We start from the raw sequence: 24612 nt of genomic DNA, 5'->3' as shown, positions 1-24612 counted from the left end.
CACTCCCATGAAAAAGGGCGCCTCGGGCGCCCTTTTTTATTGTCGGGATGTTTCGGCTGGCCTCTCGCAGGCCCGCCAATCAGTCGCTGATGATCTTGAGCGTGTCGCCCGGCTTCAGCGGCGCGCCGTCCTTCAGATCGTTCAGGACGCGGAAGAGGTCGGTCGGACGATCGACGCCGTTCATGCGGCGGGCGAGGCTGTCGACCGTGTCGCCGGGGCGGACGGTGACCAGTTTTACCCGCAGCGGCTTCAGAGCGGCTGCTTCCTGCGGCGACAGCTTGCGGAAGCTTTGCACCGTTTCGGTCGCCGCCTGGGCGAGGCCCGGCGTGTCGCTCTCATTGGCGAAGATGAAGCGATAGGTGGCGTTCGGCCCGACCCGGATGACGGCGATGCGGAAGACCCAGCCCTTGGCCTCGGCGCGCGCGGAAGCCGCTTCCAGCCCGTTGACCGTGAAGCTCTGGATCGAGTTCCGGTCGAGCCCGTTCACCCAGCCGGACGCGATGTAGTCCGGCAGCGCCGTGCCGGTCGGCAGATTGGCGCCGTCGAAGCGCAGCGCCGTGCCGTCGGGCGCGGTCGCCAGCACCGCGTCGGCTGTGTTGTCGAGCACGAAGCCGCTCGGCACGGCGAAGCCGACGCCGAGGGTGGGATGGTAGAAATTCTTGCCGCGGACGAAGCCTTGCGAGCGGTCGTCGCCATAGAGCATGCCGTCGATGCCCTGCAGGTAGCGCTCGCGGTCGACCTCGCCGATGCCGGGCGCGCCGAACTGGCGCGCGGCGCGGATGGCGAAATCGACGCGCTGCGGCGTCGCCGGATGCGAGGCGAGGAAATCGGGCCGCTTGTCCTGGACGCTGCCGGCCGACTTGTAGGCGGCGAACCGGCCCATCAGGTCGAGGAAGCGGGCGGCCGCGAACGGGTCGTAGCCGGCCTTGCCGATGGTGCGCACGCCGATCGCGTCGGCCTCCAGCTCCTGCTGCTGCGAGAAGGCGGCGAGCGTGCGCTGGCTGGAGGCGAGCGCCAGCTGCCCGGCGTCGCCATCCTGCAGCACGTCGGTGACGACGCGGCTGACGATCATCGCGGCGCGCGCCTTGTTCTGGCGCTGCATGGCGTGATTGGCGGTGACGTGCCCCATCTCATGAGCGATGACGGCGGCGACTTCGGAGGAATCATTGGCGAGCGCCAGCAGGCCGCGCGTCACATAGAGATAGCCGCCCGGCAGCGCGAAGGCGTTGACCGTGGGCGTGTTGAGAATGGTGATCCGATAAGACTGCGACGGATCGTCGGAGGCGGCGACGATGCGGCCGACGATGCGGGCCAGCGTCTTCTCTAGCTTGTCGTCGTGATAGATGCCGCCGAAGCTCGCGACGATGCGCGGATGCTCCTGCGCGCCGATGCGCGCCTGTTCGGGATCGACGGGAGGCGGCGTTGCCGCGCCGGCCGTCGTCTGCGGCGGCCCGTAGGTCTGTTCGAGCACGGTCGTGCAGCCGGCGAGCAGCAGGCTCGCCGTGAGGATTGCCGCCTTCCAGAGAAGCGCGCCGCGGGAGCTCTTGGGCTCCCTATCCAGATGGGCACCGAATGCCGTCATTCTTCACCATTGGTCCAGCAGTTCGAGCTGTTCGGGATGCGTCACCCGCATGCTCGGTCCGCCGTGCCTTTCGATCCAGCCCCTTAGTCTGACCCGTTGCCCCCGCAGCGTCTCCACGGCGATCCCGGATTCCGCGAAGGCGGTGATCGCCTCCGTGGTCAGCACCGCCGTGAAATCCGTCGACCAGTCGCGCCCGAAATCCAGATAGGCGATCGGACCGCGCTCGCCGACCGAAATCACGCTTCCCTCAACCAGATCATATACATCGTGACGGGTTGCAAGAGCGGGATCGGCCGCAGGGCGGATGGCGTAGTATGGATCGCGCCAGAGGCCAAGCCCCGAATTGCGGGCTTCCCGTTCAACATTCAACAAAGCCCCGACACATTGGCGATTGTCGGCGAAGGAATAGACGCGGGCGAGCCCCTCGGCGAGCATGGCCTGCTGAATCCAGATCGGCTCGCCGTCCTCCGGCAGGATGGTGACATGGGCGAGCGCCCGGTCGTAGCGGTCGCGCCGCGTGCCGCCATAGCGCAGCTGAGCCGCCTTGCCGAGCGCCAGCGTCTCGAGCTTCGCCTTCGCCTCCGAGGAGAGTGGCCATGCGACGAAGCCGGGGCGGCCGAGCGGCAGTTTCGGCGCCTGCATGCCGACGAGGCGGACCTCGAGATTGTTGTCGAGCACCAGCGTGTCGCCGTCGATGACATGGGTGACGATCCCCGCCTCGCCGTCGACGAGGTGGCATTCGTTCTTCCCGGCCATCCGCTCGTTATGGCCGGGCTTCGCGGTCTCGCCTTGCGCCAGGGAACCCGTCATCACCGCTCCGATCATCATCAGCACGCCAAGCATCGAACCGCAGCCGGCCCGGCCCGTCCGTCGCGCCACGGTCGGGATCAGGGCAGGGCAGGGCATGCGACCCGTCGCGGTCCTCATGCCGGCATGGTGGCATCACGCAAGCGTGTTGGAAACAGGGCGGCCGGGCTTCCTTCCTGTGGGCAAGAGCAGTTTGCCGCGCCGTGTTGCACCACGGCGCCATCACCAGATTCGTGCCGAATGCTCTTGAAAGTGGAGGGCCAATCGGAGGATAAGCATCTCGCCCGGCCGGCAACGCCATCCGGGCCGCGCCGTCACCACGGCCGATGTCCCGGTAGCTCAGCAGGATAGAGCAACGGTTTCCTAAACCGTAGGTCAGGGGTTCGAATCCCTTCCGGGACACCAGCACTTCGAAGGCCCAAAAAGCTGGATCGATCAGACCACGGACAAGTGCCTGACAATCCGCGCGCCATTGAAGGATGAAGACGAACCGAGGGCCCGCATTCGACCGCGATCGGCCTTGGATGAGTTCGTCGCTCAATCTTCGACGAGCAAGGCGTTACGACGGACGCCAAGAGGGGGGCGGTCAACCTAATTCCGTGCCGCAATCGTTGCGCATGAACATCAAGACTTCGCAGCGCCCGCGGCTGAATGGCGCACAAAGTCAGAGGACGCTATCTCGATCAGGGCGCGCATGCGTTCGCTGGCGATCTCCGGCTGGCGGAGGCGAATAGCTTCAAACACGTCGCCATGAGCGGCAAGCGTCGTGACATAGCTTTGAGAGACAGAGGTTGTCAGGCGGAACGAATTGGCGAGCGACTGCCCAATCAAGCTGACCAAGCCGGCGAAGATCGGATTGTGGCTAGCGCGAAGGATCGAAGCATGGAAGGCCACGTCGGCATCTGCGCAGGCCGCTAGATCGGAGGTCGGTGCGGCGCACATTGCTTCGTAGGCCACCTCGATCATTGCGAGGTCTTTCGATGTGGCGCGCATGGCAGCGAGACGTGCGGCAGCCGGCTCGATGGCTTGACGAGCCTCGATCAGGCCGCGGACGAAGTCAGGATCGATGTCGATGCCGTTCATCCATTTGATGACGTCCGGATCCAGGTGGTTCCAATTCGAAGATTCCTGGACACGGGTGCCGGCACGCTGTCGGGACACGATCAGCCCTTTTGCGGCCAGCATCTTGATAGCTTCCCGCATCGGCGTACGGCTGACACCAAACTCTTTACAAAGCTCGGCCTCCGTCGGTAGAGCCCCATTCTGCTTGTAATTGCCCGATAATATCCGTCGCCCGAGTTCACCCAAAACTCGCTCTCGAACAAAGGAAGCCGGTCTGTGTGCGGGTTCGCCGTCAGGTTTGTCAGTATTCACGGACATGGATGCATCCCAGGTTGGGCGCAGAACGCCTAGCACATCTGCAGCGCAATCGCACCGGCCGCAAGTTCAGTTGCTGCTTGGGACAGGCGGTCCGAGGCTATCGATACCGTGCAAGCTCAGTTCGTCGGCAAAGTGACAGCGAACGCTGCGATCTCCAGAGACACTGCGCAATTCCGGCACCACGGCGCGGCAGATATCCCGCGCATAGGGGCAACGCGGATGGAAATGGCAACCCGATGGGGGATTGGCTGCGCTGGGCACTTCGCCGGCCGCGCGCTTGGTGCCACCCTTATGTGCGCCGATGCGCGGCACGCTGGCAATCAGCGCTTCCGAATACGGATGCAGCGGACGCTGAAACATGACGTTGGTAGGGCCTGCTTCCAGCACCCGGCCGAGATACATGACGACGGTGGTATCGGTGAAGTGTTTGACCACACCGAGGTCGTGCGCCACAAACAGATAGGTCAACTGCCTTTCCGCCTGCAGATCCTTCATCAGGTTCAGTGTCTGCGCCTGAATGGACACGTCCAGCGCGGAAATCGGCTCGTCGGCGACGACCAGTCGGGGGTTGAGCGCCAAGGCGCGCGCAATCACCACGCGCTGCCTCTGGCCGCCGGAAAGCGCGTGCGGATAGCGCCGCATATAGCGTGTCGACAGTCCCACCTGTTGCAGGAGCTGGGCCACGCGATCTTCCAGCGCCTTGCCTTTGAGCACCCGATTGATGAGGAGCGGTTCGCCGATCAGATCAAGCAGCGTCATGCGTGGGTTCAGCGACGAGTTCGGATCCTGAAAGATCATCTGCATGTTGAGCCGCGTCTTGCGCCGAACATGCTTGTCGGCTTTCACGAGATCGACCCGCCCTAGTTCTGGGTCATTGAAGATGATCTCGCCATCATCGGCTTCCAGCCCCCCCATGATGGTGTGGCCCATCGTGGACTTGCCACAACCGCTTTCCCCGACCAGACCGACGGTCGATCCCGCCGGAACGACGAACGAGACATCATCCAGCGCCCGGACCTCGCCGGTCGTTTTGCCGAATAGGCCGCTGGATAGCGGGAACGACTTCCTTACGCCGCGAACTTCGAGAAGTGCGGTCATGCGGCCGCTCCTGCAAAATGGGGATCAGCAAGGAAGCACCGGGCCACATGACCCATGCGGCTCTCGTACAACTCGGGCAGCTTCTGGTCGCAAAGACCCGCCATGAACTTTCTGCACCGTGTATGAAACGGGCAGCCGGACGGCATCTGGTCGGGCGTCGGCACCATGCCCTGAATGGCATTGAGCCGGGTCGAGGCGCTATCGGTCAGCTTGGGTATCGAGTCGAGCAAGGCCTGCGTATAGGGATGCTGCGGCGTGCTCAGAACGTCGGCCACCGGGCCGCGTTCGACGATATATCCGAGATACATCACGACCACTTCATCGGCGATTTCCGACGCCACGGCCAGGTCGTGCGTGATGAACATCATGGCCATGTCCATCTCACCCTGCAGCTGACGCAGGAGGTCGAGAATCTGGCTTTCAGTGGTCACATCGAGTGCTGTCGTCGGCTCGTCAGCAATCAGCAATTTAGGGCCACAGCTGAGAGCCAGCGCGATCATCACACGCTGCCGCATACCGCCGGAAAGCTGGTGCGGATACCGATCGACGACAATTTCCGGGCTTGGCAACCGTACCTTGCGCAGCATCTCGACGGCATGCTCACGGGCCGCGCGCCGGTTCGGAAACCGCTGATGCGCCAGAAGCATTTCAATGATCTGCTCGCCCACCGTGAACAGTGGGTCGAACGAGGTCATCGGCTCCTGAAAGATCATCGCGATCTCTGGACCACGCAGTCTGCGCATCGCCTCGGAAGTCGGCTTGAGCTTTGTGATGTCCACCGGCTTGTCTCCGCCATAGTAGCGTATGCTGCCGCCGGCTATGTAGCCGGGCTTGCGCACCAGATTGAGCAGGCACTGCCCGGTAACGGATTTGCCGCAGCCGCTCTCGCCGAGGACGGCGACGGAACCGCCCTTGGGAATGGAGAAGTCGATGCCATTGACGGCACGCACGACGCCGCCTTCGGTCCGGAACTCCGCGACGAGCGCTTCGATTTCGATCAATGGTTGCGTCATATCGGGTCCCCCGTCATCGAGAGAAGGGATCGGCCGCATCACGCATGCCGTCGCCAACGAAATTGAAGGAGATGATGGTGAGCACCACGAAGATCGCCGGGGTCAACAGCCACGGCAGTTCGATGATCACCTGAACGCTCTGTGCCTCATTGAGCAGCAGACCCCAGCTCGTCATCGGCGGCTTGATGCCAAGCCCCAGAAAGCTCAGCGCGGTTTCGCCGAGGATCATGGACGGAATGGTGAGCGTGGCGATAACCAGCACATGGCTCATCGTAGATGGCAGCAGGTGACGGATCATGATGCGGGCCGTGGAGGCGTTGGAATATCGCGCAGCCCTGACGAAGTCCGAGGTTTTGAGCGACAGCACCATCGCGCGCACCTGGCGGGCGAGACTCCCCCAAGTCAAAACCGACAGCACGATGGAAATCGCGAAATAGACTTGGGCGGAACTCCATGTCGGCGGGATGAGCGCCGCGAGCGCCAGCCATAGCGGAATCTGCGGAAACGCCATGGTCATCTCGATGATGCGCTGCACCAACCCGTCAAACCATCCCCCGAAATAGCCGGTGATCAGACCCATGCCCACGCCGATCACCAGCGACAAGGCGACTCCGACAAGCCCGACGGTCAGCGAGACCTGCGCCCCATAGAGAATGCGACTGAACACATCGCGCCCTTTGGTGTCGGTGCCAAGCAGGAACAGCTTGCCAGGGGCTTCGACGCCGAACAGATGAATATCGCTGCGGAACAGGCCAAGGATCGTATAGGGCTGGCCCTTCACGAAAAGCCGCAGCGGATACTTCTGCTCCGGCACGATCGTCGTGACCTGTTTGAACGACTTGGGATCGAGCGTGCGCTTGAGGCCATAGACGAACGGTACCGGGTGAAACGTACCTGTCTCGTCGAAGAAATGGAGACCATGCGGCGCCTGTCGGGCGAACTGGCCGTGTGTCTCGCGATCGCCATAGGGGGCGATGAACCCCGCAAGCAACGCCATCAGATACATGATGGCGAGGACGATCAATCCGACAACGGCAAGTCTGTTGCGCAGGAATTTGCGCCAGGTGAGCTGGCGAACCGACAGCACCTTTGTGCGGCTGGCCACCCCGGCGCTTGCGGCGGGACTTGCGTCTGCTGCGATATCAGTCATAGCGCACCCTCGGGTCCAGCCAGGCCAGCATCACGTCAGAGATGAGATTGCCCACCGTCACGGTGACGGCGATGAGCACCAGAATGGCGCCCGCGAGGTACATGTCCTGCTGGAGGGTTGCCTGCAGGTAAGTGGTCTGCAGGGTAGGTAAATTCAGCACGATCGAAGTGATGGCGAAGCCGTTGATCAGGAAGCTCAGCACTTGGCCGAAGAGCGTCACGAGCGGGTGAAGCGCATTGCGGAACACATGCTTCCAGATCACCACTTTCTCTGGCAGCCCCTTGGCTCGCAGCGTCATGACATAGGGCTTGCCGAGCTCCTCGAGCATGTTGTTGCGGGTCACGCGCATGATGAAGGCCGTGCCTGTGAACGCCACGGCCGTCACGCTGAGCCAGGCGTGGGACAGAAAATCCAGCGCCTTTGCCAGCGAGAATGGCTGATTGGCATATTGGATGGAATTCAGCCCCAGCAGCACCTCGCCGGTGGCCAGAAAAGCCAGGACCAGGAAGACCAGCGCCAGGAGGAAGTCGGGCAGGCCAATGCCGATGAAGGCGAAAGCTGTGAGCCCGATGTCGCCAGCCGAATATTGATGCGTTGCTGAATAGACGCCGAGCGGAATTCCGATACCCCAGGACAGGACGAAAGCCATGGCCGACACAGCGAGCGTGGCAGGCAGGCGTTCCATGATGATGGTGCTGACCGGACGAAGGTCCGCGAACGAAATACCCAGATCACCGCGGAAGGCATTGATCACCCACGTGAAAAACTGGTCATACAGCGGACGGTTGAGACCGAATTGCTCGCGCAGCATATCCTGTTGCGCGACCATACCCGTATTGCCTTGCGCGGCCTGGCGCATGACGTACTGGCTGACGAAGTCGCTCGCCGGAAGTTTCATGATGATAAAGCCAACGGCCATGATCATCAGCAAGGTCGGCACCATGATGAGCAGGCGCTTGGCAATGTATATGGGCATCGTAGCCATCCCTGAATGAGCGCCGGTGCCTGCTATTGTCGGCACCGGCGAGGAGGGTGTTACTTGCTGAAGTAGAACTGCTCTGGGTCCGCCGTCGCCGGGAAGCCGAAGTCGTGGCTACCGATCATGCCGGTGTCGGGCACGTTATGCAGTTTGTTGGACACCAGCACGGGGCTCGGATGCTCACCAATGGTGCCGAGGGTGATCGGACCATCTTCCAGGTAGATGCGATAGGCATCGAGCAGCGCCGCGTCGCGTGCCGCGGGATCGACCTGCTTGGAGGCCAAAGCGTAGGCCTCCTGCAACTTCTCGAGCATAGAGCCTTTGCGGGGCGCGGTGCCTTCCCTCCCGCCGCTCTGGAAATGGCGCGAGATGCTGATGCCGCCCATGGACCATTCGCGGGCCTCGACCGGCGCCCAGACGGTCGGTGCGGACATCAGCCCCCAGCCTGCCGCGCTCGGCCAGGCTCGCATCATCATCGCGCCACTTTCGGCGCGCGTTGTCAGCGCACTGTTGTCGATCGGATTGAGGATCGTATCGATACCGATCGCGTCCCAGTCTTCCTTGACCAGGTCCATCACCGCGATGGTCTGCGGATCGGATGCGGGCATGTCGACAATGAGCTGCAGCTTGCTGCCATCAGGGCGATCCCGCCGGCCGTCGCCGTCCTTGTCGACGACGCCCAGTTCGTCCAGCAGCTTCTTGGCGAGTTCCGGATCATGCTCGACGTAGGAGCTGGACCATTGTTCATAGAGTTCCTTGCCTTCGGGCGTACGGAACTCGGGGCTCTCCGGGCTCATCGAGAACTGGCGGGGCTTCGCCAGACCGAACGACACCACGTCATTGTATTTGTTGCGGTCCATCGCCTGCGATAGGGCGATGCGGAATTTCTGCTCGTAGAACAGATCGACGATGCCCTGATCCTTGTGATCATAGGTGATCATCAGCCAGGGCCACGCAAAGTCGCCACGGCTCCACATCTTGATGGTGTAATCGCCCGCCTCCTGGTTCTCCATGAGCAGGGAGACGTCGGAGAGGTTGAATTCGCGAGCCTGGAAGTCCAATTGGCCAGCCATGCCCTTGAGCAGAACCGCCTGGCGCGCGCTATCCGGCGTGGCGATGGCGGTGTCGATGGTGTCGATGTAGGGCAACTGCTGCCCGTCGGGATCCACTTTCCAATAGTAAGGATTGCGCTGAGCCACGATGCGCTGGCCGGGGGTATATTCGGTCACGACCCAGCCCGCCAGTGTCGGCATGCCGACTTGCTGCAGTCGCGAGGTCGCGTTGTAGCGCGCCATCAGCGCGGTCGTGTCTTTCACCTCGGCATATTTCGGGTGGAATTGCTTGAGATAGTGCGCCGGAACCAGCCATTGCGCGCTGTTGTAGTGGCCACGCGAAGCCAGTTCCATGAATAGCGGGTTCGGCGCAGCGAAGGTCAGCTTGACAGTATAGTCGTCGATCTTGTCGACCGTCATCGGCACCTCGTTGACCACGGTGCCGGATGGCAGGCCAACGGGGATGGACTCGTCCAAAACCAGATCGTTCCAGAAGAACATGAAATCATCGGCGGTGAACGGCTCGCCGTCTGACCACTTCATGCCCTTGCGAAAGTTCATTGTGACTTCGGTATAGGCATCGTTCCAGGTCCAGCCTTTCAGCACGTTCGGGCGTACACCCGAAACGTCTCGTTCAAAGCGAGCGAACGGCTCGACCATGATCAACTGGCGCAGCCAGTCGAGTTCATCTCGAGAGATGTTGCGCAGGGTACCGCCATATTGGCCGATGCTATCAACGGGCGGCACGACCAGTGGATCCGATGGCAGGCGCTCGGCGATGGGCGGCAAGCCCGCCACGCTATCCAGCCCAGGTGCCTGACGATATTCTTGGGCAGAGGCTGCTGTAGATGCCAGCAGCGCCGCAGTAAATAAAAGAGCCCTGAAAGCTCGATTGCCCCCCGACCTTGCGGCCATAGTTCCCTCCCATGTGAAGTCGCGGACCCTCCTCAAGGTGCCGCGACGGATGTTGCTATATATCCGATATATAATCTCTATCTGTTCGAATATGTCTGACTTATTCAGGCGCGGGTGAGCCGCAAAATCTGGCTTTGGAGATTCTTGATCGGCGAGATCAGGCCGATCTCGGCCCAGGCACGGCCGGACCGGACGACATCCGAACCCTCGACTGCGTAGAGGGCCTCCGGATCGAGGCCGGCAATTCGGATCGTTGGATTGGCTCCGAGCCGCGCGCTGTGAACACGGAAGACGAACAAGACAGCCTCGGACTTGTCGCGTGCGACATAGGCAAACGCACTGACCGCATGCCGATGCGCCGAACGCAGGCGATAAAGATCGCCGCCAGCAACGAGGTGCCTGATTGCCTTGAAACGTGCCACGTGACCTGCCGCGACGGAGCACTCTTCATCGCTCCAGTCGAGCAGATTGCCGCCGACGCCCAGCGCGCCCGCCATGCTGACATGGAAACGGAAGTCGAGCGGATATTCGCGACGCTCTTCGTCCGTCGCCCAGCCGGCCATCGTGTTGGCGGGGAACAGCTGGCTGTAGCCCTCCTGGATCAGCAAGCGCGCAGCGGGAACGGTATTGTCGCTCGTCCAGCTCTGCTCGGTCAGCGCCATCATGCCGAGATCGACCCGACCACCACCGCTGCAGCAGTTTTCCCAGATCACGTCCGGATGACGGGCACGCAATTCACCCCAGACGTGATACAGCCCTTCGACATAGCGCACCCAGACTTCACGGGCGTCCCGCTCGTGAGTCGGCCAACCGGCCTCGCTCGCCGAGCGGTTCATATCCCACTTGATGAAGTCGATTGAATTCTCGGTCAGCAGGCGATCGAAGATATCGATCAGGTAATCCTGGACGTCGACGCGACCCAAATTAAGGATCAACTGGTTCCGCATCAGCGAGCGCTGGCGCCCCTCATAATGCAACACCCAGTCGGGATGCGCCCGGTAGAGATCCGAATCCGGATTGACCATCTCGGGCTCGATCCAAAGACCGAACTGCATGCCGCGCGACTTGACCGCATCGATCAGTGGCGAAAGCCCCTTGGGAAACTTGGTCTCGTCAGGCCACCAGTCACCAAGGCCTGCCTTGTCTGTATTCCGGCCGTGGAACCAGCCGTCATCCATGACAAAAAGCTCGACGCCCATCTTGCTGGCCTTCTCGGCGAGCGCTGTCTGCCCCTCCTGGTCAACGTCGAACAGCGTTGCGTACCAGGAGTTATAGACGACGGGCGGCACGAAGTTGGGACGTGGCGACAGGTTCCGGCGGATCAGATCGTGATAGGCGCGGCTCATCGCCCCAAAGCCCTCACTCGAATATCCATAGACCACGCGAGGCGCCTCGAAGGTCTCGCCGGGCTGAAGGTCCCAGGCGAAATCATGGTCGTTCAGGCCCAGATGGATGATGCCGCGATCATCGCGTGTCCGCTCGGCAATCAGTCGCCAGTTGCCACTCCACTGCAGCGTGCCGAACCACACTTCTCCGGCCTCCTCGCTTGCGGCGAGACCAGGCTCGTTGCGGTCCACGGCGAAGTAAGGCACGCCGCCATGCGACGTGATGACCCGACGGCTGTCGCGCTGGATCGTGCCAAAACCCATGGGATCACGGTGCATGCGGAACTCATCGCCCCAGCGCCCGCTCAGATGATTCAGCGCAAATTCGCCACCGGCCGGTAAGTTGAACGCACCGGTAAATGCCCGCGTGAGCTTCACTTCACGCTCGCCATCATTGATCACGGCAAGCGACCGCGTGAACAGGCCATGCTGGTCCAGGGTGCCGTAGGTGAGCACAACGCGCAGATTTAGATCGGCATCCCGCAGGGTGACAGCCAGCGTATCGTCGCCAACGTCAGCGGACTCAAACCGCAACACCAGTCCGCGCAAATGGCCGCCCGCAATCGTCGCATCCAGCGTGCGTTCGTCCGAAGCGCTGGCTTCGCCGGTCGTGACTTCCTGCGGCGTCAGCTGAAGCTCATGATCGGCGGAGAAATATCTGGCGCGCGCGGCCGCCGGATAGTCGGCAAGGTGCGGAAGCCGGCGCCCCCAATAGGTGTGCACCAACACGCCGCCCGGCTCGACGCCCATCGCATAGGCGGCATGACCGCTTTCAAGCACCCAATAGTTGCCGCTTGCACTAACGCCCATTCAATCCTCCCAGTCGAACCGCGTAGCTGTAAGGCTACACCATAATAAGTATGATAATTTATTGTCAATCATCATACACGCGCGTCAACTGCTGCTGGATCAAGCGAAGGCGTACGGCGCGTTGGCAGCGCTTGTGCGCGCATCCAGCCGGAAGAGGGGATATCGGTTTAAGGTGCGAGCATTGCAAATAATTCTAATAATTCGAATATCTCTCTGAAAGTGGCGCTTATTCGCAATAATCATCTGAAAAATGGTCGGCAATGCCGTGATCGTTTCAATAATCTCCGGTGATAGCAGGAGGCTTGAGATGGGCGGCGCGGTACAGCGGAGCGGACGGGATGAGATGGCCGGCAAGGGGGGCGCGACGGGGTATCTGACCGTCGATCTTTCTGCCATCGCCCGCAACTATCTGCGGCTTTCCGCAATGGCCGCGCCGGCGCGCGCTGCCGCCGTCGTCAAGGCCGACGCCTATGGGCTCGGAGTCGATCGGATTGCAAAGAAGCTCTACGCGCATGGCTGCCGCCATTTCTTTGTCGCCCAATTCGCCGAGGCCCTGAGCCTGCGTCCGCTGCTCGCAAACGACGCAACGGTCTTCGTGCTGAACGGACTGCAGCCCGGGAACGAACTGGCCTGCGCGCGGGAGGGCATCGTCCCGGTCATCAATTCGCTCGAGCAATGGCGGCAATGGGCTGCCGCCGCTCGGGGGCTTGACCGCCAGCTGCCAGCGGTCCTGCAGTTCGACACCGGCATGTCGCGCCTCGGCGTTCCGCCGCAAGAGCGGGCGGAGCTTGCCGAACTCGTGAACGTCGAACGCGGGATCAATGTCCTGTTCGTCATGAGTCACCTTGCTTCCGCCGACGATCCCGAGAGTGTCCAGAACGCTGACCAGTTCGTCGAGATGGAACGCATCGCGGCGGCGTTCCCACAATTCCAAGTCTGCTTTGCCAATTCGGGCGGCATCTTCCTCGACAAGGCCTATCATGGAGCGCTCGTCCGCCCAGGGATCGCACTCTATGGCGGCCTGCCGGTCGCCGGCCTGGCAGATCCTTTGGAAGCGGTGGTGCGCCTCGACGTTGCAGTTGTTCAGACGCGCACCGTGCCCGCCGGCACGCGCGTCGGCTACAGCGGAACTCATATCGCCGCCGGGGAGACGCGCCTTGCCACCATTGCCGCGGGCTATGCCGACGGCCTGCCGCGCAGCCTCTCGGGGCGCGGCGCGGTCTTTTGCGACGGCATCCGCCTGCCCATCGTCGGACGCGTTTCCATGGACAGCATCACCGTCGACGTCTCCGCGCTGCCCGAAGGCCGCCTCAGGTTCGGCAGCCTCGTGGAAGTGCTCGGACCGCACCAGACGCTGGAACATGTCGCGCGCGATGCCGGCACCATCCCCTACGAGATACTGACCGGCCTCGGCCGCCGATACGAGCGGCGATACCGCTGAGGCCGTCGCGGGAGGCACGCCGCGACGGATCCTTTCCCACGGCCGCAAAAATCAACAAACAAGACCTGTTCTTTCGCATGAGGACACCATGAAAGTTATCGTTCTCGGCGCCGGCATTGTCGGCGTTACCTCGGCCTATCAGCTTGCCAGGGCGGGACATGAGGTCACGGTCGTCGATCGCCAGTCCGGCCCGGCGCTGGAGACCAGCTTCGCCAATGCCGGCGAGGTGTCCTTCGGCTATTGCTCGCCCTGGGCCGCGCCGGGCATTCCCGTGAAGGCCATGAAGTGGCTTTTCATGCAGCACGCTCCGCTGATCCTGCGCCCCAAGATCGACATGGCCATGCTGTCCTGGATGGCGCAGATGCTGCGCAACTGCACGTCCGCCCGCTATGCGCTCAACAAGAGCCGCATGCTGCGCCTTGCCGACTACAGCCGCGTTTCGCTCGCCGCGCTTCGGGAGGAGACCGGCATCGCCTATGACGAGCGCATGCAGGGCACGCTGCAGCTCTTCCGCACCGCGGCGCAGCTCGACGCCTCGGCCAAGGACGTCCAGGCGCTCGCCGCCGACGGCGTTCCCTATGAAGTGCTCGACCCCGAGGGTTGCATCCGCGTCGAGCCGGCGTTGCGGCATGTGCGCGAAAAGATCGTCGGCGGCCTGCTGACGCCGAAGGACGAGACCGGCGATTGCTTCAAGTTCTCCAATGCGCTGGCGACGAAGGCCGAGGCGCTCGGCGTGCGCTTCAACTATGGCAGCATCATCCGCGGGCTCGACGTGGAAGGCGATCGCGTTCGCGCCGTCGTCACGGCGCACGGCCGGCTCGAGGCGGACGCCGTCGTCGTGGCGCTGGGCAGTTTCTCGCCGCTCCTCGTGCGGCCGCACGGCATTCGCCTGCCGGTCTATCCGGTCAAGGGCTACTCGCTGACGATCCCGATCACCGATGCCACGCGCGCGCCGGAATCGACCGTGATGGACGAGACCTACAAGATCGCCATCACCCGCCTCGGCGATCGCATCCGCGTCGGCGGCATGGCGGAGATCTCCGGCTATACCAATGATCTCGGCGAGCCACGCCGCCTCACGCTGCAGCACTCCGTCACCGACCTTTTCCCGGGCGGCGACGTCTCGAAGGCCAGCTTCTGGTCGGGCCTGCGCCCGATGACGCCGGACGGCACGCCGGTCATCGGCCCGACGAAGGTCGCGGGCCTCTTCCTCAATACCGGTCACGGCACGCTGGGCTGGACAATGAGCTCGGGCTCGGCACGGGTCATCGCCGATCTGGTGTCCGGCCGAAAGCCGGAAATCGACGCGACGGATCTGGCCATCGCGCGCTATGCCTGATCGACGGGCTTGAGGGGAGGGGCTATGGCGCGAGCGGCCCGAGAGCCGCCGCGATCCGTGCAATCCCCTTGCCGCGAGGTTTCGCAGGAGATGCCAAGGGCCGAACACCCATGGCATGCATTCGGTCGACAGGCGTACCGTATTGCGCAGCGTGCCCAACTGGCCGTTGGAGATCGACACGACGTCTCCGACGCGGTGCGTGAAACCTTGTCCGGGCACGCCCTCACGAATTGCGTCGGACAAACGTCTCCAGCCGGCCGATTCCATCCGTCAGACGGGCCTCGTCGGCGACCGCATGGCACCAACGCAGCCAACCATTTCCCTCCGGCCCGAACGCGGAGCCTGGCGCCAGCCCAAGTCCAACCTCGTTGACGAGACGCTTGGCGGTCGTGACGGAGTCCGGCTGGCCTGCAATTCTGAAGAAGACATACATGGCGCCGCCGGCCTCGGGGACTTCGATTCCGGGGATGTCCCGCAAACCCGATGCGAGCAGCGTACGGGTCCGCCCCAGTCGGGTCCGAAGATCAGCGACTTCCGCTTCCCCCTGCTGCAGCGCTGTCGTCGCGGCGCGCTGCACCGGCTCGAACACGCACGAGAAATTGTATTCAATCACCTTCGCCAGATCATCCGACAAGGCAGCGGGAGCCGTGATCCAGCCCGCGCGCCAGCCGGTCATGGACCAGGCCTTGGAAAAGCTGTTGACGGAGATGAGCCGTTCATCGGCATCGAAATGCCTGAGGAAACTCGGCGCCGAGTGGACGGCGGGGTCGTAGACCAGCCGCTCATAGACGTCATCGGCCACGACCCAGATGCCAAGCTTCCGGCAATGCGCGGTAATCGCGGCGACCTGTTCGTCGGAAATCGTCCAGCCGGTCGGGTTGTTCGGTGAATTGACGATCAGCATCCGCGTATCGGGCGTCAGCGCGGCGAGAAGGCGATCGAGATCCAGCGACCATTTTCCGTCGCGAACGGTCAGGGACACCCGCTCGACATTGGCGCCAGCGATGCGGGGGATTTCCGTGATGTTGGGCCATAGCGGCGTGATGGCGACGACCCGGTCCCCCGGCGACAGCATCAATTGCGATACGATCGCGAGTCCCGTAACCCCCGAGCCGACCACGCTGATGCGATCGGCGCCTACCTCGCGGCGATGAAGGTCGGACATGTATGCGGCAATCGCGTCGCGCAGATAGGGGCGACCGAGGTTCTGGGCGTAGAACGTCTCGCCGGCGGCAAGCGACGCGGCCGCGGCGTCGCGTATGAACGCCGCGGTCGGCTGGTCCGTTTCGCCGAACCAGAAGGGGAGGACGTCGTTGCGTCCCATGGCGCTATTGGCCACCTCCCGGATCTGCGAACTGGACAGAGACCGGATCGCGGCGCGGGCCTCCAGGGGATATGTCGGCTTCTGCAACATTGGATGTCCTTCCCTGTAACGGGACAGAAAATATTCAGGCGTGGACGATCGAATTCAGGAAGAATCTGGCGCGTTCGGTCTGCGGATTGTCGAAGAAGGCATCCGGCGCGTTCTGTTCGATGATCTCGCCCTTCTCCATGAAAATGATGCGGTCCGAAATCCGACGCGCAAAGGACATTTCGTGGGTGACGACCAGCATGGTCACGCCGGTGCGCGCCAGCTTCTGGATGACGTCGAGCACTTCGCCCACCATCTCGGGATCCAGAGCGGAGGTCGGCTCGTCGAACAGCAGAACTTCCGGCTCCATCGCCAGGGCGCGTGCGATGGCGACGCGCTGCTGTTGTCCGCCGGACAATTGGTCGGGATATTTGTTGGCGTGTTCGCTGAGGCCGACGCGCTGCAACAGCTGGTGCGCCTTTTCCTCGGCCTCCGCCCAGCTGCGGCCGCGGACCCGTACGGGGGCGATCGCGATATTGCGCAAGGCCGTCATGTGCGGAAACAGGTTGAATTGCTGGAAGACCATGCCGACTTCGGCGCGGACTTTTGCGAGTTCCTTGCCTTCCCGGACCGGCACGCCGTCGACGACGATCGACCCCGACGTGAATGTCTCAAGGAGATTGATGCAACGAATGAGGGTCGATTTTCCGGAGCCGGACGAGCCGATGATTCCGACAACCTCGCCACGGCGAATCGACAGGTTGACGTTCCTCAACGCGTGGAAGTTGCCGTAGTGCTTCTCCAGCGCCGTGATTTCAATCAGAGTCTCGCCGCTCTCCTTGTCCCGCGTCTTGTGGCTCACGGTATGCTCCCTCCCGGTTCTCAGGTTCATCATCGACGCTTTTTCTGCCGGCGTTCCAGCATGCTGACGATCCGCACGAGGGGAATGAGCATCAGCAGGTAGAGTAAGGCCGCGCCGACCAGGGGCGTCGGGTTGGCGTAGAACGCCTGCGCCTGCGTTGCCTGCTTCAGCAGGTCCGGAAGCGCCACGACCGAGGCGAGAGCCGTGTCCTTGATCAACCCGATGGCGACGCCCGTCGCGGGAGGAACGACCAGCCGCATCGCCTGCGGAAGCACGATGTCGATCATGAGTCGCGGCCACGAAAATCCGAGCGCATAGGCGGCTTCGAACTGGCCGCGGGGCACGGCCTCGATGCCGGCCCGAAAGGTTTCCGCCATATAGGCGGAGGCAACGAGCGAGATCGCGGTGGTTGCGGCCCAGAATGCGGACAGCCGGATCCCGACAAAGGGAAGTGCGTAGTAGACGAGGACGAGCAGAACCAGCAGCGGAATTGCCCGGAGAACATCGATATAGGCAATGGAAAGAATACGGAGGGGTGTCGGTGCATAGAGCCGGACCAGCACCAGAACGAGCCCCAGTACCAACGAAAGCGCCAGGCTCGTGATTCCGAGCAGGATCGTTAGTCCAAAGCCCTGAAGCATCAACGGCGCCGCGTTCTTCAGAACCTCGAAGTTTAGAAATGTCGAGGAAAAATCCATAGGAAGCACCGTATATCGGATGGTTGAAAAGCTGGCGGTCCGCTAGAACAGAGTGGAACTGCCGAGGACATCGTCTTCGGCAGTTCCACGATCGGTCGGTGCTTACTTTCCGGGGATGGGGCGGACGGCTACGGTGCTGGAGTCCTTGTCAGGCGCATCGCCGAACCACTTTTCGTGAATCTTGGCGATTTCACCCTCTTCCTTCAGTTGGCTGATTGCCGAATTGATCTCGTCGAGCAGCGGGTTATTCTTCGCCAGCATGATAGCGAACTGCTCGTTGGTCGGAATCGTGTCGACGATCGCGTATTGCGGCTTGTCCTTGATATAATAGGCGTCGATCGGACAATCATGCACGAACGCCGATACGCGCCCGGTCGCGATATCGAGCATGGGATCCATCACCCCGTCATAGCGACTGATCTGGGTGTAGCCGTATTTGGACTGATTTTCGGTGGCCCACATCTCGCCCGTGGTCCCGGTGATGACCGCCACCGTCTTTCCGGTCAGGTCGCCCAGGCCCTTGACGTCGCCGCTTGAACTGGTCGTCAGGCAGGCGTTCGCATCATAGTAGGGCTGGGTGAAGGCCACGGATTCCAGGCGATTGTCGGTAATCGTGACGGTGCCGATCGCAATATCGGCGCGGCCGGACTGAACCGCTGCGAACGTGCTGTTGAACGGCATCTGGGTAAAATTGGCTTTTTTGCCCGTGCGCTCAGCAATGAGATTAATCAAGTCGACTTCGAAGCCGACAAGATTACCCGAAGCGTCTTCGAACTCAAAAGGTACATTTGCGGCAGCAGTAGCAACGTTCAACTCTTTCGCGTTTGCTACCCCAGCGAGCATCGCGATTATGCCGGCGAATACTATAGTACGTTTCATGACTTTTCGGAACCTCCCGTTTCCTACAACAGCATTGAGTACTGGTGGTAAACGGGTACACTGAGAAAAAATGCGCCGATATCACCCTTGGGGGGGACAGCGCGGCGGCGGCTAGCGAACGAGATGGTGACGAAAATTCTGCGTAGTGGAGGGAACGGAGCACAAGATTCCGTCGTCGCCGAAATGATCTCTGCCATCGACAATCCCGAGTATCCGAGGGTCGCGATGCGGGCGCTCAATCGGCTGGTGCAGGCCGATGCCGCGGCAACCTACATCTACTCCGGCGACGAATTGGCCTACGTCTTCGATGACGACATGCGCCATCTGGTGCATGGCAGCTTTCGCGATTGCTACCGCGAGGTGACGTACCGGTTTAATCCCTTCTTTCAGCATCATCGGACCGGGATCGAAAGCGGCACCTATACGATGGGGCAATTGGCTCGTTGCCAGTCGGTCAAGAAGCCGCTCGCCGAGGTCTTCGGGATCGAGATCGATGAACGGGAAGAAATCGGCTATCGCACGCATGGCTTTCCGAAGCAGTGCTCGGAGCTTGCCATCGCGGTTCGCCTGTCGCCGCTACAAACCGTGCAGATTGCACTTTATCGCTCCGGCTTTAATGCATTCCAGCCGCATGAACTTTCGGCGCTCAAGAGCCTGAACCAGACGTTCAGCGCGCTCTACGGTCGATTCTGGCAACATCATCAGCTCAGCACGGTGGGAGATGACAACATCCTGCATAGTGCACTTCAGGCTTTGTCTCGTGGAGAGCTCTCCAATCGCGAGCAGGAGGTTCTTCTGCTCGATCTGAATGGTGGCGATGCACGCCAGATCGCCAGCCGGCTGAATATATCGGAGGAGACCGTCAAGACCCATCGCAAGAGGGCCTTCGGCAAACTGGGTATCAATACCAAACCACAATTGTTTCAGGCAATCATGCGCCGGCTCGCGAGCCGAGCGAACGTCTGTTAGTCTTGGCGTCCGCGACTGCGGCTGGATGTCTGAGGATGAAAGTTCGTCTTGGCTTGGCTCAGCTTCCGCTTCTTCTTCGGATGGTCCCGCGCACTGGTGCTTTGATACGTCGATTGCGATCTGCCGGTTGCTGGGCGCCTCGTAGGCGCCACGGCCGGACGGTCGGGGCCCAATTCGGACGTTCGGCCGAACGCACGCGGCGTCGCTCAATCTTGTCCTGCGCGTCACCAGGGTCGGTGCCGTCACGAAGCCCGAACTGACCGAACTTGTACGAAACGCATCTGAGCAACACCGCAGGAGCGCCCCTGCGAGCTGCGTGAAACCCCGATCGGGCGAATGACTGACCTCGTCGCTCGGGTCGTCCACATTGAGACCCTCGCCCATGTCGACGAGGTCGTGGCGCGCGCCGTCTCTCGGCACTTCTAACGTCAGGTCGTATCATCGCGTGGGAAAAGCCGCGCCTATCGGCGCGGCCCCCGGCAGCCCGGTAGCCTAAGACATCGTGGCGAGATCGATGAGCTCGATGCGGTAGCCGTCGGGATCCTCGATGAATGCGATATGGGTGGTGCCATGCTTCATCGGACCCGGCGGACGCGGGATCCTGGCGCCCTGATTCTCGAGCGCCGCGCAGACCGCATAGATGTCGTTGACGCCGAGGGCCAGATGGCCGAAGGCCGTGCCGAGCTCGTAGGGCTCCGCGCGGTCCCAGTTGTAGGTCAGCTCGACGACAGTGTCGGTGTCCTCGGGTCCGTATCCAACGAAGGCGTTCGTGAATTTCCCGTCTGGATAATCGTCCCGCCGAAGCAGGGTCATGCCGAGCAGCTCGGTGTAGAACTTAATCGACCTGTCGAGATCCATCACGCGGATCATCGTGTGCATCATCCTGAACTTTGGCGGCTTGTCGTTCATGATCGTATCTCTCCCTGCTGACATTCGAAGCTCGGCTGACGCTCGGGCGAAACGGCCGCATGGCCGGGTTCGTCACCTTGATGTTCGCGATCAACGTTGTATGATAACCATGCAACAGACGTAATTGTCCACCCACTACCGATTCGAGTAGGGCATATGCCAATGCACGCCGTGCTGCCTGCCGAGGAACTTGCGGTCGCCGCGCTTCGCGCCGCGATGCCGGCCGGCATGCTGCTATCCGACGGCGCGGATACTGATCGCTATGGACGGGACTGGACCGGCGATCATCGCGGTCGGCCACTCGCCGTCGCGCTGCCCCGCTCAGTCGAGGAAGTGTCCATGCTGATGCGCTGCTGCCACGAGCTCCGCCTGCATGTGGTTCCGCAGGGCGGGCTGACGGGTCTGGTCGGCGCGGCGGTGCCGAGCCATCCGGACGGCGAGGTGGTGGTATCGCTGGAGCGGATGAATCGGGTCCGCTCGGTCGATGCGATCGATTTCACCATGGTGGCCGAAGCCGGCTGCATTCTCGATGACGCCAAGGCGCAGGCGGAAGCGGCCGACTGCCTGCTGCCGATCTCCTTCGGCGCCCAGGGCAGCTGCCGGCTCGGCGGCAATATCGCGACGAATGCCGGCGGCTTCAATGTGCTGCGCTACGGCATGACGCGCGATCTGGTGCTGGGTCTCGAGGTCGTGATGGCTGACGGGAGTGTCTGGAACGGCCTGAGGACGCTCCGGAAGGACAATCGCGGCTACGACCTCAAGCAGCTGTTCATCGGCAGCGAAGGCACGCTCGGAATCGTGACGGCCGCGGCCTTCAAGCTCTATCCCCGGCCGACCCAGGTCGAGACCGCGCTGGTCGGTGTCGCATCGGTTGAGGACGCGATGGCACTCTATGTGTTGGCGCGCCGGGAATGCAGCGACCTGCTGTCGGCCTTCGAGCTCCTCCTTCGCGGCGGCATCGAGATTGCCGTCAGCGCCCATTCCGGTCTCGACGATCCGCTGTCGCAGCCCTGTCCGGTCTATGTTCTGCTGGAATTGTCGGCCGGCGGCCGCGTCGATCTCAGGAGGCTGATCGAGGATTTCCTCGCCGATGCCGGCGACCTCGTGCTCGACGGCGTCCTCGCGTCGAGCCGCGCCCAGGCCGAGCGGCTCTGGCTGCTGCGCGAGGTGATGGTCGAGGCGCAGGGGCGGGGCGGGCGCTATCTCAGGACCGATGTCTCGGTGCCCATATCCAGGATCGCCGCCTTCGTCTCCGAGAGCATCGCGGCGCTCGACGCGGCCTATCCGGACGCGTGCGTCGTGACCTATGGCCATGTCGGAGACGGCAATATCCACATGAACGTCGTGCCGCCCGAAGGCATGGCGACGGAGGGATATGACGACCTGTTCCATGCGGCGGAGGCGGTGATTTTCGATGCCGTCGACCGTCATGGTGGCTCGATCAGCGCCGAGCACGGCATCGGCCGCGTGAAGCAGCAGGCATTTCTCGATCGCGCCGACCCGTTGACGCTGGAGCTCGCCGGTCGGATCAAGGATTCCTTCGATCCTCGGCATCTGCTCAGCGGGGGTCGAATCCTGCCCTTGCGCGACATAGACGGAGGTCCGGCGTGGTCCTGAAGCTAGACAAGGTGAGCCGCGGCCCCAATCTCTCGACGCTGGTCGCGAGTTCGATCACGCGCGAGATCGCGAACGGCCGGCTCAAGCCCGGCGACCAGCTGCCGACCGAGCAGAAGCTGGCCACGACCTTCGGCGTCAGCCGCAACGTCATCCGCGAGGCGGTCGCGCGACTTCGTTCGGAGGGGCGGATCTGGTCCCAGCAGGGACGCGGCGCCTTCGTTGCCGACGAGCCCAATGCCACGGTGCTCACCATTGACTTTGACGCCCTGCAGCAGGTGTCTGCGTTCCGCAGCCTGTTCGAGCTGCGCGGCATCCTCGAGGTGCAGGCTGCCGCGCTGGCGGCCGAGCGACGCACCGATGCCGACATCGCCGCCATGCGCGAGGCGCTGGAGACGATGACGAACGTCCCCTATGGCAGCGTCACCTGGCTGGCGACCGACCTGAACTTTCACAAGACGGTCGCCGCCGCCACCGGCAACAGCTACATGGTCCAGTTCCTGACCTTCGTGTCGGAACGGGTGCGTGACAGCATCCTCGCCTCCGGCAACCAGAAGAAATCCGAGGATCTGGCGCGCGTGACGATCGGCGAGCATCAGCGGATCCTCGATGCCATCGAGGCAGGCGACGCCGACGGCACCCGCAGCGCCATGCTCGCCCATCTCTCCGGCGCCGCGCAGCGCGTCGGGCTTCCCGAGGGGCCGATCGGTCCATCCACGCAGGAAAAGGACAACTAGAACGATGACGGGTCGGCTTTCGGGAAAGACCGCGGTGGTGACCGCCGCGGGCCAGGGGATTGGTCGCGCCACGGTGCTGGCCTTCCAGCGCGAGGGCGCGGCGGTGCGCGCAACCGATATCGACGCGGGGAAACTCGCCTCGCTCGGTGACCTCGCCGGGGTCTCGACGCACCGGCTCGACGTCATGGACGCGGAGGCGGTCAAGGCCTTCGTCGCGTCGGACGATGCGCCGGATATCCTCTTCAACTGCGCCGGCTATGTCCATGCCGGCGCGATCCTCGATTGCGAGGAGGAGGATTTCGACTTCTCGGTCAATCTGAACATTCGCGCCATGTACCGGCTGATCCGCGGCTTCCTGCCCGGCATGATCGCGCGCGGCGGCGGCTCGATCATCAACATGGCTTCGGTGGCCTCGACCGTCATCGCCGCGCCGAACCGCTTCATCTATGGCACGACCAAGGCCGCGGTGATCGGCCTCACCAAATCGGTCGCGCTCGATTATGTCGGCAAGGGCGTCCGCGCCAATGCGATCTGCCCCGGCACGGTCGAGAGCCCCTCTCTGCAAGACCGCATGCGCTCGGCCGGCGACTATGACCAGGCCCGCGCCGCCTTCATCGCCCGCCAGCCGATGGGGCGGCTCGGCAAGGCCGAGGAAATAGCCGAACTCGCGCTCTATCTCGCCGGGCCAGAGAGCGGCTTCATGACCGGCAACGCCATCGTCATCGACGGTGGCTGGGCCAACGCCTGAATCTCTCCCTTACTTATTCGAGACGGAATCCTGACATGAAGCTAGTTCGATTTGGTGAGCGCGGCGCCGAGAAGCCGGGCCTTGTTGATGGACATGGTGTGCTGCGCGATCTCTCCGCCCATGTGACCGATATTGGCGGCGCGGCGCTGACCGCGAAGGGGTTGGCTGCGATCGCGGCGATTCCGGAGGAGAGCCTGCCGGTCGTGAGCGACCCGCGCCGCTTCGGTCCCTGTGTCGCCGGCACCGGCAAGTTCATCTGCGTCGGGCTCAATTATGCCGATCACGCCGCCGAGACGGGCGCCGCGATCCCCGAAGAGCCGATCCTGTTCATGAAGGCGACGAGCGCCATTACCGGCCCCGATGACAATGTCATCATACCGCGTGGATCGCAGAAGACCGACTGGGAAGTGGAGCTCGGCGTCGTGATCGGCGACGAGGCGCGCTACGTCCCGGAAGCCGAGGCCATGCAGCATGTCGCCGGCTACTGCCTGATCAACGACGTCTCGGAACGCGCCTTCCAGGCCGAACGCGGCGGGCAGTGGACCAAGGGCAAGTCGGCGGACAGCTTCGGGCCGATCGGACCCTGGATGGTGACGCGCGACGAGATCGCCGACCCCCAGGATCTCGCGATGTGGCTCTCCGTCGACGGCATCGTCCGCCAGAATGGTTCGACGCGGACGATGATCTTCGGCGTCGCCTTTCTCGTGCACTACATCTCGCAGTTCATGAGCCTTCAGCCGGGCGACATCATCTCGACCGGGACGCCCCCCGGCGTCGGCCTCGGCATGAAGCCGCCCCTGTTCCTGCGGGCCGGCCAGCGCATCCGGCTCGGCATCGAGGGGCTCGGCGAGCAGTCGCAGCTGACGGTCGACGCGGCCTGAGAGGCCGCCCGAC

The 24612-nt window shown here is 62.8% G+C and carries 21 protein-coding genes, 1 tRNA gene and 1 pseudogene; 8 read left to right on the top strand and 15 right to left on the bottom strand.

Features of this window, described 5'->3' with window-relative positions:
• Positions 1-79 precede the first annotated feature (79 nt).
• Complete coding sequence (locus AC6HZP_RS22050) at positions 80-1582, bottom strand: M48 family metalloprotease (protein WP_497524552.1); 1503 nt, start codon at positions 1580-1582, stop codon at positions 80-82.
• 3 nt (positions 1583-1585) lie between these two features.
• Positions 1586-2392 (bottom strand): thermonuclease family protein, encoded by an 807-nt coding sequence (locus AC6HZP_RS22045; RefSeq protein ID WP_497524551.1) that lies wholly within the window; start codon positions 2390-2392, stop codon positions 1586-1588.
• Between the two features lie 325 nt (positions 2393-2717).
• On the opposite strand from AC6HZP_RS22045, the gene AC6HZP_RS22040 reads away from it, so the two are divergent.
• Positions 2718-2794, top strand: a tRNA-Arg gene (locus AC6HZP_RS22040).
• Positions 2795-3013: 219 nt separating this feature from the next.
• On the opposite strand, the gene AC6HZP_RS22035 is transcribed toward AC6HZP_RS22040, so the two are convergent.
• The 7 genes from AC6HZP_RS22035 to AC6HZP_RS22005 all read right to left on the bottom strand — a co-directional run bounded on the left by AC6HZP_RS22035 (position 3014) and on the right by AC6HZP_RS22005 (position 12171).
• A complete protein-coding gene (locus tag AC6HZP_RS22035; protein WP_497524550.1) occupies positions 3014-3769 on the bottom strand; it encodes a FadR/GntR family transcriptional regulator in 756 nt (251 codons plus the stop codon).
• A 66-nt stretch (positions 3770-3835) separates the two neighbouring features.
• Positions 3836-4867, bottom strand: a complete 1032-nt coding sequence (locus AC6HZP_RS22030; protein ID WP_497524549.1) for an ABC transporter ATP-binding protein — start codon at positions 4865-4867, stop codon at positions 3836-3838.
• A complete protein-coding gene (locus tag AC6HZP_RS22025; protein ID WP_497524548.1) occupies positions 4864-5880 on the bottom strand; it encodes an ABC transporter ATP-binding protein in 1017 nt (338 codons plus the stop codon). Before AC6HZP_RS22025 ends, AC6HZP_RS22030 begins: the two co-directional genes overlap by 4 nt.
• Before the next feature lie 13 nt (positions 5881-5893).
• Positions 5894-7030: an ABC transporter permease gene (locus tag AC6HZP_RS22020; RefSeq protein WP_497524547.1), complete on the bottom strand. Its 1137-nt coding sequence runs from the start codon at positions 7028-7030 to the stop codon at positions 5894-5896.
• A complete protein-coding gene (locus tag AC6HZP_RS22015) occupies positions 7023-8006 on the bottom strand; it encodes an ABC transporter permease (protein WP_497524546.1) in 984 nt (327 codons plus the stop codon). Before AC6HZP_RS22015 ends, AC6HZP_RS22020 begins: the two co-directional genes overlap by 8 nt.
• Positions 8007-8065: 59 nt before the next feature.
• Complete coding sequence (locus AC6HZP_RS22010) at positions 8066-9976, bottom strand: ABC transporter substrate-binding protein (RefSeq protein ID WP_497524545.1); 1911 nt, start codon at positions 9974-9976, stop codon at positions 8066-8068.
• A 104-nt stretch (positions 9977-10080) separates the two neighbouring features.
• A complete protein-coding gene (locus tag AC6HZP_RS22005) occupies positions 10081-12171 on the bottom strand; it encodes an alpha-galactosidase (protein WP_497524544.1) in 2091 nt (696 codons plus the stop codon).
• A 307-nt stretch (positions 12172-12478) separates the two neighbouring features.
• Between AC6HZP_RS22005 and alr the strand changes: the two genes are divergently transcribed.
• Together alr and AC6HZP_RS21995 are read left to right on the top strand one after the other, a co-directional pair.
• A complete protein-coding gene (gene alr, locus AC6HZP_RS22000) occupies positions 12479-13612 on the top strand; it encodes an alanine racemase (protein WP_497526841.1) in 1134 nt (377 codons plus the stop codon).
• An 88-nt stretch (positions 13613-13700) separates the two neighbouring features.
• A complete protein-coding gene (locus tag AC6HZP_RS21995; protein ID WP_497524543.1) occupies positions 13701-14951 on the top strand; it encodes a D-amino acid dehydrogenase in 1251 nt (416 codons plus the stop codon).
• A 60-nt stretch (positions 14952-15011) separates the two neighbouring features.
• Here AC6HZP_RS21995 and AC6HZP_RS21990 read toward each other — a convergent pair.
• From AC6HZP_RS21990 to AC6HZP_RS21970, 5 genes and pseudogenes are all read right to left on the bottom strand, one after another.
• Positions 15012-15167, bottom strand: a pseudogene (locus AC6HZP_RS21990) (fumarylacetoacetate hydrolase family protein); the annotation flags it as partial.
• A 7-nt stretch (positions 15168-15174) separates the two neighbouring features.
• Entirely contained in the window at positions 15175-16365 is a 1191-nt protein-coding gene (locus tag AC6HZP_RS21985; RefSeq protein ID WP_497524542.1) for a pyridoxal phosphate-dependent aminotransferase, read from the bottom strand.
• Between the two features lie 34 nt (positions 16366-16399).
• Positions 16400-17197 carry an amino acid ABC transporter ATP-binding protein gene (locus tag AC6HZP_RS21980; protein WP_497524541.1) on the bottom strand — a complete coding sequence of 266 codons (798 nt, stop codon included), beginning with the start codon at positions 17195-17197 and terminating at the stop codon, positions 16400-16402.
• The gene (locus AC6HZP_RS21975; protein WP_201401064.1) at positions 17194-17862 is read right to left on the bottom strand and encodes an amino acid ABC transporter permease; all 669 of its coding nucleotides are present in this window, start codon (positions 17860-17862) and stop codon (positions 17194-17196) included. Before AC6HZP_RS21975 ends, AC6HZP_RS21980 begins: the two co-directional genes overlap by 4 nt.
• A 102-nt stretch (positions 17863-17964) precedes the next feature.
• Complete coding sequence (locus AC6HZP_RS21970; protein ID WP_497524540.1) at positions 17965-18741, bottom strand: ABC transporter substrate-binding protein; 777 nt, start codon at positions 18739-18741, stop codon at positions 17965-17967.
• Positions 18742-18864: 123 nt separating this feature from the next.
• Between AC6HZP_RS21970 and AC6HZP_RS21965 the strand changes: the two genes are divergently transcribed.
• On the top strand, positions 18865-19710 hold the full coding sequence (locus tag AC6HZP_RS21965) for a helix-turn-helix transcriptional regulator (protein ID WP_497524539.1): 846 nt from the start codon (positions 18865-18867) through the stop codon (positions 19708-19710).
• Between the two features lie 492 nt (positions 19711-20202).
• Here the strand turns inward: AC6HZP_RS21965 and gloA are convergent, their stop codons facing one another.
• The gene (gene gloA / locus AC6HZP_RS21960) at positions 20203-20619 is read right to left on the bottom strand and encodes a lactoylglutathione lyase (protein ID WP_497524538.1); all 417 of its coding nucleotides are present in this window, start codon (positions 20617-20619) and stop codon (positions 20203-20205) included.
• A gap of 162 nt (positions 20620-20781) precedes the next feature.
• Here gloA and AC6HZP_RS21955 point away from each other — a divergent pair, with 162 nt between their 5' ends.
• Genes AC6HZP_RS21955 through AC6HZP_RS21940 form a run of 4 tightly spaced genes read left to right on the top strand, consistent with a single transcriptional unit; the run spans position 20782 to position 24599 of the window.
• Entirely contained in the window at positions 20782-22236 is a 1455-nt protein-coding gene (locus AC6HZP_RS21955; RefSeq protein WP_497526840.1) for an FAD-binding oxidoreductase, read from the top strand.
• Entirely contained in the window at positions 22227-22970 is a 744-nt protein-coding gene (locus AC6HZP_RS21950; protein WP_497524537.1) for a FadR/GntR family transcriptional regulator, read from the top strand. The genes AC6HZP_RS21955 and AC6HZP_RS21950 overlap by 10 nt, the downstream gene beginning before the upstream one ends.
• 4 nt (positions 22971-22974) lie before the next feature.
• On the top strand, positions 22975-23718 hold the full coding sequence (locus tag AC6HZP_RS21945) for an SDR family oxidoreductase (protein ID WP_497524536.1): 744 nt from the start codon (positions 22975-22977) through the stop codon (positions 23716-23718).
• 35 nt (positions 23719-23753) lie between these two features.
• Complete coding sequence (locus AC6HZP_RS21940; protein WP_497524535.1) at positions 23754-24599, top strand: fumarylacetoacetate hydrolase family protein; 846 nt, start codon at positions 23754-23756, stop codon at positions 24597-24599.
• Positions 24600-24612 lie beyond the last annotated feature (13 nt).

The organism is Kaistia sp. SLG-1, assembly GCF_059699055.1.
The sequence above is the reverse complement of the archived record's forward strand: the minus strand, read 5'-3'. Positions and strand labels throughout refer to the sequence as shown.

Bases quoted from the DNA above. Each gene is read 5' to 3' on its own strand.
- AC6HZP_RS22050 (WP_497524552.1), bottom strand. From the start codon at position 1,582: ATGACGGCATTCGGTGCCCATCTGGATAGGGAGCCCAAGAGCTCCCGC.
- AC6HZP_RS22045 (WP_497524551.1), bottom strand. From the start codon at position 2,392: ATGACGGGTTCCCTGGCGCAAGGCGAGACCGCGAAGCCCGGCCATAAC.
- AC6HZP_RS22035 (WP_497524550.1), bottom strand. From the start codon at position 3,769: ATGTCCGTGAATACTGACAAACCTGACGGCGAACCCGCACACAGACCG.
- AC6HZP_RS22030 (WP_497524549.1), bottom strand. From the start codon at position 4,867: ATGACCGCACTTCTCGAAGTTCGCGGCGTAAGGAAGTCGTTCCCGCTA.
- AC6HZP_RS22025 (WP_497524548.1), bottom strand. From the start codon at position 5,880: ATGACGCAACCATTGATCGAAATCGAAGCGCTCGTCGCGGAGTTCCGG.
- AC6HZP_RS22020 (WP_497524547.1), bottom strand. From the start codon at position 7,030: ATGACTGATATCGCAGCAGACGCAAGTCCCGCCGCAAGCGCCGGGGTG.
- AC6HZP_RS22015 (WP_497524546.1), bottom strand. From the start codon at position 8,006: ATGCCCATATACATTGCCAAGCGCCTGCTCATCATGGTGCCGACCTTG.
- AC6HZP_RS22010 (WP_497524545.1), bottom strand. From the start codon at position 9,976: ATGGCCGCAAGGTCGGGGGGCAATCGAGCTTTCAGGGCTCTTTTATTT.
- AC6HZP_RS22005 (WP_497524544.1), bottom strand. From the start codon at position 12,171: ATGGGCGTTAGTGCAAGCGGCAACTATTGGGTGCTTGAAAGCGGTCAT.
- alr (WP_497526841.1), top strand. From the start codon at position 12,479: ATGGGCGGCGCGGTACAGCGGAGCGGACGGGATGAGATGGCCGGCAAG.
- AC6HZP_RS21995 (WP_497524543.1), top strand. From the start codon at position 13,701: ATGAAAGTTATCGTTCTCGGCGCCGGCATTGTCGGCGTTACCTCGGCC.
- AC6HZP_RS21985 (WP_497524542.1), bottom strand. From the start codon at position 16,365: ATGTTGCAGAAGCCGACATATCCCCTGGAGGCCCGCGCCGCGATCCGG.
- AC6HZP_RS21980 (WP_497524541.1), bottom strand. From the start codon at position 17,197: ATGATGAACCTGAGAACCGGGAGGGAGCATACCGTGAGCCACAAGACG.
- AC6HZP_RS21975 (WP_201401064.1), bottom strand. From the start codon at position 17,862: ATGGATTTTTCCTCGACATTTCTAAACTTCGAGGTTCTGAAGAACGCG.
- AC6HZP_RS21970 (WP_497524540.1), bottom strand. From the start codon at position 18,741: ATGAAACGTACTATAGTATTCGCCGGCATAATCGCGATGCTCGCTGGG.
- AC6HZP_RS21965 (WP_497524539.1), top strand. From the start codon at position 18,865: ATGGTGACGAAAATTCTGCGTAGTGGAGGGAACGGAGCACAAGATTCC.
- gloA (WP_497524538.1), bottom strand. From the start codon at position 20,619: ATGAACGACAAGCCGCCAAAGTTCAGGATGATGCACACGATGATCCGC.
- AC6HZP_RS21955 (WP_497526840.1), top strand. From the start codon at position 20,782: ATGCACGCCGTGCTGCCTGCCGAGGAACTTGCGGTCGCCGCGCTTCGC.
- AC6HZP_RS21945 (WP_497524536.1), top strand. From the start codon at position 22,975: ATGACGGGTCGGCTTTCGGGAAAGACCGCGGTGGTGACCGCCGCGGGC.
- AC6HZP_RS21940 (WP_497524535.1), top strand. From the start codon at position 23,754: ATGAAGCTAGTTCGATTTGGTGAGCGCGGCGCCGAGAAGCCGGGCCTT.